Below are 12552 nucleotides of genomic sequence, written 5' to 3' on the forward strand. Positions count from 1 at the left end.
GCAATCAATCATGAAAAAACATAAAATACTATCTATAGCAACGTCCATGATCATTTTAATGGCAAGTTGTACTGATGATTTTCTGGATACACAGCCATTGGGTGAAGTTTCTGAAGCTGCCGTATGGACTGATGCCGGACTTGCAGAAGCGTTTGTGACAGAAATATATGGGGGGCTGGGATTTGGTGGATTTGAGGAGCAGATGTTAGCTTCTCTCACTGACGAGGCCATATTTACACATCCAGGAAGAGATATAAATAATGTAACAGAAGCCCGGTCCAATCCACAGAATCCGGGTTGGATCAGCGGTACCAGAGAGTGGGGTAACATGTATGCAAGGCTTAGATCAGCTAACATAGCCATAGAAAAACTGAGCGATCCCCAATTTGAAAACACTGGCGGGATAGTAGACCGGCTCTTAGGTGAGGCTACCTTTATGAGGGCTTATTTCTCCCATCAGCTGCTTAGAAATTATGGCGCTTTCCCTATAGCCAACAGAACATTTGCATTAGGTGAAGATACATTTGAAATGCCCAGAAATACTTTTGAAGAATGTGTAGAATTCATAGTTGAAGATCTGGACAGGGCTGCACAATTATTACAGGGGAAATCATTGGTGAACGGAAGAACCAATCATGTAGCTGCTTTGGCCCTGAAAGCCAGGGTACTGATGTATGCAGCGAGTGACCTGCACGACATGCCAACGGCTTCATCAAAATCCGCTATCATTTCTTCTTATAATAACAAAGAGCTCATAGGCTATACCAGTGGCAACAGGATGCAAAGATGGCAAGCAGCAAAGGATGCCGCGTCTGAAGCATTAAATCTAGTGACTGGTAATGGACTTAATTATACTGAACCTGTAGATAGAGAAACGGCTATCAGTACCTATATGAATAACTCACTTTCCAGAGGGGCAGGTACCAACGAGATGGTTTTTGGCAGGTATTTCCTAAGTTCAAAACCCGAAGATGGTGGCAGACAAGGATTATTCAATGGGCCAAACGGCTACAATAACTGGGCAGGAAACACGCCCGTGCAGCTGCTCATAGATGATTATGAGATGATGGACGGTAGCGATTTTGATTGGTCTAACCCTGCTCATGCCAGCGCTCCTTATGATAATAGAGATCCAAGGTTTTATTCCACCTTTTTATATGATGGGGCCCAGTGGAAGCCTAGATCACCTGCCAATCAGTCTCGTGACCCACTGGGGCAGATTCAGACCGGTTCTTACGAAATCGTCAATTCTGCTGGTAATAAAGTCATACACCAGGGATTAGATACCCGTCAAAGCCCAATTGAAGATTGGAATGGTTCCTATACAGGTTATTATGTACGGAAATTTATAGATCCAGACCCTAACTTAGTTGACCAAAATACCTGGCAGGAGATACCTTGGCCTGTAATCCGAGCCACAGAAGTGGTGCTTAACTATGTGGAAACCTGTATAGAACTAGGGGAGGAAGCCGAAGCCAGAAATTGGCTCAATGCGATCCGTTTTAGAGCAGGAATGCCCGCTATTACAGATTCAGGTCCTGCTTTGAAGGAAAAGTATATCAATGAACGTAGGATAGAACTGGCTTTTGAAGAACACCGGTATTATGATGTACGCAGATGGATGATCGCGCCGCAGACATTAGGAAGGCAGGCTAACGGTATTCAGATCAGAGGAACACTCAAGCCCGGGGCATCATTATCCATCTACAGATATGATCCACAGCTGTATAATTATACTTACTCTGTATCCACCATCGATCCTGGAAAGGAAAACAGGCTTTGGCTTGATAAAATGTATTGGATGCCCATTCATTTTGATGAAATGAACCGAAATGGTCTCTTGATCCAGAATCCGGGATACTAGGATACATCAACTTCCCAAACCGGCAGCATATCTCTAGAGCCTTTTAGAGATATGTTGCTTGTTTATTAAAATACAGTTTAATATTTTGCCCAATGTTTAAATCACTTTATACTCTAATTCCTTTATTGGTGTTTTTATTCATTTGGTCATGCAATGATATATCTACAGATAAGGGAGAGGATAAACTTTCTGAGCATGCGCTGTTTGAATTATTACCCCATGAGGTTACTGGTATTACGTTCACAAATGAGCTTACGGAGGGGATTAATACTAATGTATTGGTATATGAATATTTCTATAATGGTGGAGGTGTAGCTGTGGGAGATCTAAATGGGGACGGATTAGATGATATATATTTTACCGGAAATATGGTGTCAAATAAACTGTATCTAAATAAAGGCGAGCTGCAATTTGAAGATATTACAGAAGCGTCTGGGACGCAGGGTAGAATGGGGCCTTGGACCACAGGTGTAACTATGGTGGATATCAATGGTGATGGGCTTTTAGACATATATGTTTGCTATTCCGGCAACCTACCTTCTGATAAGAGGACAAATCAACTTTTTATTAATCAAGGGACTAACGAAATGGGAATACCCCAATTTAAAGAGGAGGCAGATGGTTATGGTTTGGCCTTATCATCATTTTCTACCCAGGCCATATTTTTTGATTATGACAAAGACGGAGATTTGGATATGTTTTTATTAAATCACAATACCAAGTCACTCCCTATACTCGACGAATCCACGACAGCGGAGCTCCTCAAACAAGAAGATCCGGCAGGATCTCAGCTTTTTAGAAACGATAATGGAAAGTTTACCGATGTCACCCAAAGCTCAGGTATACAAAATTCTGCCCTTTCCTATGGTTTGGGTGTAGGTGTCGCAGATGTGAATAACGATGGCTGGCCTGATATCTATGTCAGCAATGACTATACCGCACCGGACTTTTTATATATCAATAACGGTGACGGTACATTCAGTAATATCAGCCATACAGCTTTAGGTCATATTTCCCAGTTTTCTATGGGCAGCGATTTAGCTGATATTAACAATGACGGTTTGATAGATATATTCACTTTGGATATGCTGCCGGAAGATAACAGGAGGCAAAAACTATTGATGGCTCCTGATAATTACGAAAAATTTGATTTTATGGTGAATATGGGTTTCCATCACCAGTATATGCGGAACATGTTACATATCAACAATGGTAACGGCACTTTCAGTGAAATAGGTCAGATAGCAGGCATCTCCAATACCGACTGGAGCTGGGCGCCACTATTTGCTGATTTTGATAACGATGGCTGGAAAGACTTATATATCACTAATGGCTATCAAAGGGATTATACTAACCTTGATTTTTTAAAGTACATGGGAAATTATGTTCAGTCGCATCAAGGAAATTTAAAGAGACAGAATATCTTGGATTTGGTGGAGAAAATCCCGGCATCGAATATCAAAAATTATCTTTATATGAATACCGGAGGAGCATCTTTTGAAAACAAAACTGCGGTCTTCGGAATGGATCATCATTCCAATTCTAATGGAGCAGTATATGCTGATCTGGATAATGATGGAGACCTGGATCTTATAGTAAATAACATAAATGAACAAGCTTTTATTTACCGAAACACCAGTGAAGAGAACAAAAAAAATCGATATTTAAAAATCAAATTGGAAGGAGAAGGTAAAAACAGGTTTGGTCTGGGTGCAAGGGTGACCTTGTACAGCGGAGGGAATAAACAACTTCAGGAGCAAATGCCTACCAGAGGGTACCAATCCAGCGTTTCACCTATTTTACATTTTGGGTTGGGAGCGGTTGCCTCAGTTGATTCACTTATGGTACAGTGGCAAAATGGCCGTATAGAGCGCATCAGGAATGTAGATAGCAATCAACTACTTGTGCTATCAGAAAAAGATGCCGATAATGTGTATAATATTGGTTTATTGGGAAGTGAGTCAATATTTAAAAAAGCTTCCATTAAGTTGCCGGAACAGACAGTTCCTTCAGTCAATGATTTTAAAAGGCAGGCACTGCTGCCCAACCCTATTTCAGGCTCAAAAGCTGCTTTGGCCAAGGGCGATATTAACGGTGATGGTATAGTTGATCTATTTATTGGTGGGCTATGTGGAGGTATTTCTAAATTATACATAGGAAAGAAAGATGGCAGTTATCAAGCTCACCATCAGACAAGCCTATTTACAGGGGTGGCTGGTGCTGAAGATACAAAGGCAATATTTTTGGATGTCAATGGGAATGGGTTTTTAGATCTGTACGTTGCCAGTGGGGGATATGGGCATTTTGAGGCAGATGATGCCTTAATTCAGGACCGATTATATATCAATGATGGTAAAGGCGGATTTGAGCTTTCTTCGGAATCCCTTCCGATTATGCTGGGAAGCACTTCCACAGTAGCGGCCAATGATATAAATGGAGATGGTGCTGTGGACCTATTTATAGGAGGGCGGGTAAAACCGGGCCAATATCCGGTGTCCTCAAAAAGCTATATCCTCATCAATGATGGTAAGGGCAAGTTTAGTGATGAGACCGTTAAATATTCGGATGAAATCAGTAATCTGGGTATGGTCACCGATGCCGTTTGGATAGATCTAGATAGGAATGGAAAGGAGGATCTGGTAGTAGTGGGGGAATGGATGCCTATATTAGTATTTATCAATACAGGATCAGCACTGGAGAACAAAACCCCCTTCTATTTTCCTGAAGAAAATACAGGTTGGTGGAATACCATAGCTGTACATGATATCAATAAAGATGGGAAGCCGGATTTGATCGTGGGAAATTATGGTACTAACAGTCAGATAAATGCCAGCACTAAGGAACCCGCCGAATTATTCTTTAAGGATTTTGATGATAATGGTTCTGTAGATCCCATATTCACCTCCTATATACAAGGTAATAGATACCCATATTTGACCCGAGATGAATTGTTTGAACAGTTTACCAATAAGCGTAATAAGTTCCCGGATTATGCAAGTTATGCGGATGCAGACCTTGAAGATATATTTACAAAGGAAGAGCTGGAAGGGGCAGGATATTTAAAAGCGGTCAATCTCAAAACATCACTTTTCTTTCAGAACAGTGATGGGAAATTTATCAATCAAGAACTACCTATAGAAGCACAATATTCCCAGGTTCATTGCATTCATTTTTCGGAAGAGAATACTGATGGCGGGAAGTATATGATCTTGGCGGGAAACTATGGAAGCAGTAGACTAAGGATAGGAAGAATGGATGCCAATTATGGATCGGTATTTCATATCAATATCGATGGGCAAATTACCTATATTCCACAATACAAATCTGGATTGAACTTGAAAGGTGACATCCGAAATATAGTAAATCTAGGTAACCGGTTTATGTTTAATGTAGTAGGAAAGGGGGTGGAAGTGTATGATTTGCTTTAAAAAATATTCAGCAGACACCGGATGGTCATTACCATTAAATCTTTTGGTCTTATTGATACTATTATTTACGCTGCATTCCTGCCAGTCTTCTGACCCAGAACAAATATCAGCGATGGAAATAGCAAAGGTAATAGATCAGGTAACCGAAATAATGGTACATGATGTTACCAATCCACCGCTGGCGGCTAGGTTTTATTCCTACATCTGCCTGGCAGGAATGGAAGCTTTGAGGTCACAAAATGAATCTCTCCAAACTAAAATGGGTAATATAAATGGCTATGAACCTGTATCTGTTCATAATGAACACGAAGTGGACAGGAGGATGAGTGCTATTTTTGCGATGTTGTATACAGCCAAAAAACTTCAGCCATCAGGTTATGAGCATGATGCTAATATGGAGGTTTTTTACCAAAAGATGCTGAAAAAAGGCTATTCGGATAGAATAATATCTCATTCAAAAGATATAGGAGCAGCTATCAGTATGAAAATAATGGCTTATGCTATTAAAGACCGGTATAATCAGACCTCTAACAAGCCCAGGTATACACCAAAGAAAAGAGAAGGAAATTGGTACCCCACACCTCCGGGATATTTTCCTCCGGTAGAGCCCTATTTTAATATACTAAGGCCTTTTTTCTTGGATTCTGCCAGTCAGTTTGCACCCAGTATTCCTATAGCTTTTTCTAACCGCCCAGATTCGGAATTTTTTCATTTAATGCAAGAAGTTTACCAGCAGGAATTGACTGAAGAAAAAAGATTGATTGCAGCCTTTTGGGATTGTAATCCTTTTGCTTTAGAGGATAACGGTCATTTAATGATCGGTTTAAAAAAGATTTCACCAGGTGCCCATTGGATGGGAATAGCCAATATAGCCATCAATGCGCGTGTATTGGATTTTGAAAAAGCTATGGAAATCAACGGAATACTGGCCATGACCCTTAACGATGCCTTCATAGCTTGCTGGGATGAAAAGTACCGTAGTGATAGGATTCGCCCCGAGACCGCTATCAGAAAATACATCGATCCACATTATAGGCCAATATTGCAAACACCGCCATTTCCAGAGTATTTAAGTGGCCACTCTGTAGCGTCTACTGCTGCTTCTATAATATTGGGCCATTATATAGGAGAAAACTTTTCCTATATCGATACAGTGGAGGTGAAATATGGCCTAGAGCCAAGGAGGTTTGAGTCATTTGGCCAAGCTGCCCAGGAAGCTGCTATTTCTCGCTTGTATGGAGGTATCCATTACAGGGACGCCATAGAAGAAGGCCAGATCCAAGGGAAGAAAGTGGGAGAATGGACACTAAAGAAGATTCAGGAGCCCAATATACATATTCAACTCACAAGTAATCAATTTTAATAATTTATCAAAAAATACCATGAGCAGATTAAAAATATCCCTCTTATTCTGTTTTACCATTTTGGTAGCTTTTCAGTCAGTTACACATGAAGAGTTTACTCCCTATACCCAAACTATCCCCGATGCGGAGGTGACATTTGATATGGTGCCCATACAGGGAGGGACTTTTATGATGGGCAGCAGAAGCGGGGATGAAGACGAAAACCCTCCCCATCAAGTGGAGATTTCTTCTTTTTGGATGGGATCTCATGAGGTGACATGGGATATTTTTGAAATGTTTCTTGATAAAAATTACGAAGAGGCCATAGCTTCCAGACCTTTGCCTTCAGGTGTAGATGGACTTACCCGTCCCAGTATTCCCTATCTTGACATGACCTTTGGCATGGGCAAGGAAAACAAACCTGCCATCGGTATGACCCAATATGGAGCTATTCAGTTTTGCAAGTGGCTTTATCTGAAGACTGGTGTATTTTATAGGTTGCCTACTGAAGCAGAGTGGGAGTATGCCAGCAAGGCAGGTTCTGTTGAGACCTTTTTTTTCGGCTCAGATCCATCCCAGTTGGATGAATATGCCTGGTATGCGGATAACAGCGGTGGTGAAACCCACCCGGTAGGGACTAAAAAACCTAACCCCTGGGGCCTATATGATATCCTAGGAAATGTAATGGAATGGACATCAGACCAGTATGATGCGGCTGCATATGAGCATAGGGCCGCACGTACTTCCAAAGACCCTAAGATAGAGATCACAGAACTCTACCCCAGTGCCATCCGGGGAGGTAGCTATCTGACTGGAGCCGATGATCTCCGTCCCTCCAAAAGATTTGCCTCTACACCTGAATGGAAAAGGATAGATCCTCAGATACCAAAAAGTCAGTGGTGGTTTCCGGAAGCACCCTTTCTTGGTCTCCGGCTGGTAAGACCTATGCAGGTGCCTAGTGAAGAAGAAATCAGTCAATATTATGACAAATTACCTATTACAGATTATTAATCTTTTAACAATATACCTATGAAAAACCCTTTCGACAATCCGAGAAGACAATTTCTCAAAACCTCTGCTATAGTGACAGGAGGTTTTATGCTGAACCCTTTCTCACTTCCAGGCGCATATGCTGCAGGTACAGATGAAATCAAATTAGCCGTAATAGGCTGTGGAGGTAGGGGAACAGGCGCCGTTTTCCAGGCCTTGGACACTGGCCACAATATTAAACTGGTAGCCATGGCTGATGCTTTCAGAGACAGAATAGATAAAAGCTATGAGCCCATGTTCAATAAATATGGCAAAGACAAAATCGATGTGCCGGATGAAAGGAAATTCGTTGGATTTGAAGGATATAAAGAGGCGATCAAATTAGCAGATGTCGTCATACTGGCATCCCCTCCTGGTTTCCGTCCGGACCACTTTGAAGAGTCGGTAAGGCAGGGTAAACAGATATTCATGGAAAAGCCTGTTGCTACAGATGCTACTGGTATCCGAAGAGTACTGGCTGCCGCTGAAGAGGCTAAAAAGAAAAAGCTGAATGTCGTGGTAGGCTTGCAACGCCACTATCAGGATAACTACAGGGAAACCATTAATAGGGTAAATGATGGTGCCATAGGAGACATCATAGGGGGCCAGGTATATTGGAATGATGGCGGAGTATGGGTCAATGCCAGAAAAGAAGGGCAAACTGAGATGGAATACCAGATGAGAAACTGGTATTATTTTAATTGGCTATGTGGTGACCACATTACCGAACAGCATGTACACAATATCGATATTGCCAACTGGGTAAAGGGGGGATACCCTATCAAAGCCGAAGGTACTGGAGGGCGAATGGTGCGAAACGGTAAAGACCATGGAGAGATTTATGACCACCACAGTGTCACTTTTACCTACGAGGATGGCACGACCATTTTCAGTGAATGCCGTCATTTCCCCGGAGCGCACAATAGGGTAGATGAGACCTTCCAGGGGACTAATGGCAAAGTGTATTTGAGTGCCGGAAACCATGGGATAATTACAGACAGGAAAGGAAACAATATCTATAACCATGACAGGGATAAAAACCGAAACCCATACCAAGTGGAGCATGATGAGCTTTTTGATGCTATTGTTAAAGGTGAATATAAGTTTGCTGACGCTGAGAATGCAGCCAAAAGTACGATGACTTCCATATTGGGCAGGTATGCCACCTACTCAGGAAAACAGATAGCCTGGGAGGAAGCGCTCAATTCCAATGTCAACCTTATGCCTGACAGACTGGCCTGGGATGCCATGCCTAAAATATTGCCCAATGAAGATGGGTACTATCCATATGCTATCCCCGGTAAGACCAAAGTGATCTAATGATGGAAAGAAGAAAATTTATCCGAAATTTAGGACTGGGTGGAATAGCTTCAGCAATGGTAGGAGCGGGGTCTATCCCTGTATTTGGTACTGAAAAAAGTTTTAAAACTACAGCATTTAACCTTGATTATGCGCCCCATTTCGGCATGTTTAAGGCCCATGCCGGAGATGATTTAGTGGATCAGCTTAAATTTATGGCTGATCAAGGGTTCAGATCTTTGGAAGACAACGGTCTGCTGGGCCGATCAGTAAGCGATCAAGAAAAAATTGGCCGAACACTGGATCAACTTGGGATGAGAATGGGAGTATTTGTCATCGATGGAGGAGACAATTGGAAGATATCTCTAACTACAGGAAAAGATGAATTCGTAAAGACATTTATAGACACCTGTAAAAAATCCGTAGAAACAGCCAAAAGGGTAAATGCCCAATGGGCTACTGTAGTGCCTGGGTTCTATGAGCGTAAATTACCTATAGGCATACAGACGGGCAATGTCATAGAAGCACTTAAAAGAGGTGCTGAAATCCTGGAGCCACACGGGCTTATCATGGTGCTCGAGCCGCTCAGTGATACACCAGATCTATTCTTAAGATATTCAGATCAAACTTATTCGATATGTAAGGCTGTGGGAAGTCCTTCCTGCAAAATTTTATATGATGCCTATCATATGCAGCGGAATGAAGGTAATCTCATAGCAAATATGGAAAATGCTTGGGATGAAATTGCCTATTTTCAGATAGGGGACAATCCAGGAAGAAATGAACCAGGAACAGGAGAAATAAATTATCAGAATGTTTTCAAATATTTAAATGAAAAAGGTTTTAAGGGCGTTGCCGGAATGGAGCATGGCAATGCCAAACCGGGAAAAGACGGTGAGCTAGCACTAATAGAAGCATATAAGAAAGCAGATAATTTTAAAGTTTAAAAAAATGTCGGATGTCAGATAATCGATGAACATAAAAGCCCAGGATGATCCCGGGCTTTTATTTGACCTTTTTAACCTGGATTATATCTTTTCCTAACCTATGGTGATATTGCTCAAACGGTTGGGTTACTTCCTTAACGTTGAATTTTTTAAAGTTTTTCCTTGATAAAATCCGTCATCATATTATAAAGGTGCCACGAGGTGTTTCCACCTGATATGCCATGGCTTCTGTTTGGATAGTAGAAAGTTTCAAACTGTTTATCTGCTTTGATCAATGCGTCTACCAGGTCTACTGAATTCTGGAAGTGAACATTGTCATCACCTGTGCCGTGAATGAGCAGGTAGTTTCCTTGTAATTTATCCACATGGTTGATAGGGCTATTGTCATCATATCCGGAGGCATTTAACTGGGGAGTTTGCAGGTAACGTTCTGTATAAATGCTGTCATAATATCTCCATGTGGTTACCGGTGCCACTGCTATGGCCGTCTTAAATACATCATGGCCGAGCATGATTGCCAAAGAAGACATGTACCCACCATACGACCAGCCCCAGATACCGATGCGATCCTTATCCACATAAGGAAGGTCACCCAGGTATCTGGCACCTGCTATTTGGTCATCAGTTTCATGTTTGCCTAGGTTGGCATAGGTGATATGTTTGAAATCCCTGCCTCGGGCTCCGGTTCCTCTATTGTCTACACATACTACTATGTACCCCAATGCTGCCAGGTGGTGATGCCAGAAATCTCTCAAGCCACCCCAGGCATTGGTTACATTTTGTGAACCTGGGCCTCCATATACATACATTAAGGTAGGATAGGATTTGCTTTCGTCAAAATCAGCTGGTTTAATCATATAAGCATTGAGCATTGTCCCATCTACGGTCGGAAATTGAAAAAATTCTTTTGCTGATAGTTTAAATTCTGTTAGGCGTTCTATCAACTCCTTGTTGTCCTCCAGGACCTTGATTTCTTTCCCATTTGCTTGGTTTAGTGTCACTTGGGTGGGTGAATTGGCTGTGGAGTGGTAGTTGATAAAATATTTGTAATCCTTGCTCATATTGGCTCTATTGGTGCCGCTGGCAGGGGTGAGGAGTTGTTTGTTTTTTCCGTTCAGATTGACCACATAAAGATGACGCTCAAGAGGAGATTTTTCCGTAGAGGTAAAATATATTTTATTGGATTTTTCATCCACACCTACTAATTCGGTTACTTCCCAAGGGCCGGATGTGATCTGCCTTAATTGTTTTCCATTGCTGTCATGGTGGTAGATATGTTTAAATCCATCCTGCTCACTGGTTCTGATAAAACCTTTGTTGTCCTGCAGATAATGGAGATTGTCATTATAATCCATATCCACATAAGTGTCGGCTGTCTCCGATAAAATGATCGAACTAGATCCTGATTGGCTGTTGGCGTGAAAAAGGTCCAATTGGTTCTGCAGCCTGTTCAATCTCAAAAAAGCAAGCGTATTGTCATCACCTGTCCAATAAATTCTAGGTAGATATATATCAGTCTCTTGACCTGCATCCATTTTAACCGTTTTTTTATTGTCTAACTGAAAAACATGTATACTCACTTCTGCATTTTTTTCACCGGCTTTGGGATATTTGAATACATAATCTTCAGGATAAAGGTCACCCCAAATCTGCATATTAAATTCAGGGACCTCTGTTTCGTCAAATCTGATAAAAGCCAGTTTATTTCCATCTGGAGACCATGAAAATGCCTGTGCCATAGAGAATTCTTCCTCATAAACCCAGTCGGCGGAACCGTTGATGATTTTATTATTTTCTCCATCAAGGGTTACCTGAGTGGTGGTATTAGTAGAAAGTTCGGTATAGTAAAGATTATTGTCTTTAACGAAAGCCACCTTGGTATTATCGGGGGATAGAGTGGCATAGGAAATTTTCTCCCCTTCCATCAGTACGGTTTTTTCTTTGGAGCCCAGATCTACCACGTGGAAAATACCTTTGCTGGATCTTCTGTATATAGGTTCTACATTGGAGGCAATCAGTGCTTTGGTTTCATCGGCACTTAAAGAGTAGCTTGAAAAATCCACGTCCAATACCTCCCCATCCAGAAGGGTTGCCTCTGTTTGACCGGTAGCCAGATTGATCTTTACTACCTTAGGGTATTGCCCGTCTCTTACCAAAGAACTATAATACTGACCATCCTTCATCCAGTTTATACCATATACAGAGCGTTGGTTAAAAGCTCCTTTTTTAAATATATGTTCTAAGGTTACGGTTTGCTTTTGCTGTGATAAAGCTGGTGTGGATATCATGATGAAAAACATCACGATCCATAAATTTTTTATTTGACGCATGTTGATTTTTATGTTTGGATGCTAATTTAGGAAAAACCCTAAATCAATATTAATAAATCAGAATTAAAGAGAATATAATTTATTCTATGAATTAGCGGAACATTCCTTTGTGCAACTTAATTGATCGTTTTTTTTGAATTTTAATGAAAGTCCCGATAATAAGCGTTTATAAATACCGCTTAAATAAAAAAATAACCCTTTAATCAAAAAAGAGGAAGAAATTTACACCTAAAAGTAAAAAAAATTTAAAATATAAAGTTCTCCGCCTTTATATTTAAGCAATCAAATCTTCGTGGTTTATATAACCACTAC

7 protein-coding genes are annotated in these 12552 nt (G+C 41.1%); 6 read left to right on the forward strand and 1 reads right to left on the reverse strand.

All coding sequences use genetic code 11. From position 1 onward, the window contains the following. Positions 1–10: 10 nt before the first annotated feature. The 6 genes from EL17_RS13500 (at position 11) to EL17_RS13525 (ending at position 9910) form a co-directional block, all read left to right on the forward strand. Entirely contained in the window at positions 11–1864 is a 1854-nt protein-coding gene (locus EL17_RS13500; RefSeq protein ID WP_035075010.1) for a RagB/SusD family nutrient uptake outer membrane protein, read from the forward strand. A gap of 92 nt (positions 1865–1956) precedes the next feature. After that, entirely contained in the window at positions 1957–5292 is a 3336-nt protein-coding gene (locus EL17_RS13505; protein ID WP_035075012.1) for a VCBS repeat-containing protein, read from the forward strand. Positions 5293–5404: 112 nt separating this feature from the next. Then, the gene (locus EL17_RS13510; RefSeq protein WP_240485998.1) at positions 5405–6655 is read left to right on the forward strand and encodes a vanadium-dependent haloperoxidase; all 1251 of its coding nucleotides are present in this window, start codon (positions 5405–5407) and stop codon (positions 6653–6655) included. Between the two features lie 19 nt (positions 6656–6674). Then, a complete protein-coding gene (locus EL17_RS13515; protein ID WP_035075014.1) occupies positions 6675–7646 on the forward strand; it encodes a formylglycine-generating enzyme family protein in 972 nt (323 codons plus the stop codon). An 18-nt stretch (positions 7647–7664) separates the two neighbouring features. After that, entirely contained in the window at positions 7665–8984 is a 1320-nt protein-coding gene (locus tag EL17_RS13520) for a Gfo/Idh/MocA family protein (protein WP_035075016.1), read from the forward strand. 2 nt (positions 8985–8986) lie between these two features. Next, positions 8987–9910: a hydroxypyruvate isomerase family protein gene (locus EL17_RS13525; protein ID WP_035075504.1), complete on the forward strand. Its 924-nt coding sequence runs from the start codon at positions 8987–8989 to the stop codon at positions 9908–9910. Positions 9911–10059: 149 nt separating this feature from the next. On the opposite strand, the gene EL17_RS13530 is transcribed toward EL17_RS13525, so the two are convergent. Continuing rightward, positions 10060–12240 (reverse strand): S9 family peptidase, encoded by a 2181-nt coding sequence (locus tag EL17_RS13530; RefSeq protein ID WP_035075017.1) that lies wholly within the window; start codon positions 12238–12240, stop codon positions 10060–10062. Positions 12241–12552 lie beyond the last annotated feature (312 nt).

Origin of the sequence: Anditalea andensis (assembly GCF_000714815.1) — a bacterium.
Lineage (GTDB): Bacteria > Bacteroidota > Bacteroidia > Cytophagales > Cyclobacteriaceae > Anditalea > Anditalea andensis.

Bases quoted from the DNA above. Each gene is read 5' to 3' on its own strand.
- EL17_RS13500 (WP_035075010.1), top strand. From the start codon at position 11: ATGAAAAAACATAAAATACTATCTATAGCAACGTCCATGATCATTTTA.
- EL17_RS13505 (WP_035075012.1), top strand. From the start codon at position 1,957: ATGTTTAAATCACTTTATACTCTAATTCCTTTATTGGTGTTTTTATTC.
- EL17_RS13510 (WP_240485998.1), top strand. From the start codon at position 5,405: ATGGAAATAGCAAAGGTAATAGATCAGGTAACCGAAATAATGGTACAT.
- EL17_RS13515 (WP_035075014.1), top strand. From the start codon at position 6,675: ATGAGCAGATTAAAAATATCCCTCTTATTCTGTTTTACCATTTTGGTA.
- EL17_RS13520 (WP_035075016.1), top strand. From the start codon at position 7,665: ATGAAAAACCCTTTCGACAATCCGAGAAGACAATTTCTCAAAACCTCT.
- EL17_RS13525 (WP_035075504.1), top strand. From the start codon at position 8,987: ATGGAAAGAAGAAAATTTATCCGAAATTTAGGACTGGGTGGAATAGCT.
- EL17_RS13530 (WP_035075017.1), bottom strand. From the start codon at position 12,240: ATGCGTCAAATAAAAAATTTATGGATCGTGATGTTTTTCATCATGATA.